The organism is Halalkalicoccus sp. NIPERK01 (assembly GCF_030287405.1).
Lineage (GTDB): Archaea > Halobacteriota > Halobacteria > Halobacteriales > Halalkalicoccaceae > Halalkalicoccus.
This window is the reverse complement of the sequence record NZ_JASVVV010000047.1, coordinates 1-251: the sequence shown is the minus strand read 5'-3', so window position 1 is coordinate 251 and position 251 is coordinate 1. Positions and strand designations below refer to the sequence as shown.

The following is a 251-nucleotide window of genomic DNA, read 5'->3' as shown; positions in this document are numbered from 1 at the left end:
ATGCGCGAGATTCTGACACAGCAAAGCGATGACTTAGTGGCATTGGATATGTTGAGCGAAGCGAGCCGCGAACGTTTTAAAGATACCTATCTGCCGCGCCTGTACGCCAAGCATATGACGGGCGATACCGCGCTGGATGCGCTCAATAAAGAACTGGGCAAAGCCATGCGCGGAGCTTTGGGCAATGCGGTGAAAGGCCAGCACCTAAAAGGGCGCGGCTTGTTTAAAGAGGTGGAGCGCGACGAGCAGAC

At 55.0% G+C, this 251-nt stretch carries 1 protein-coding gene; it reads left to right on the top strand.

Translation table 11 applies throughout. The annotated features are described in order from the left end of the window. The coding region (locus QRT08_RS18500) for a hypothetical protein (RefSeq protein ID WP_286047468.1) at positions 1-251 on the top strand (251 nt) is incomplete at both ends.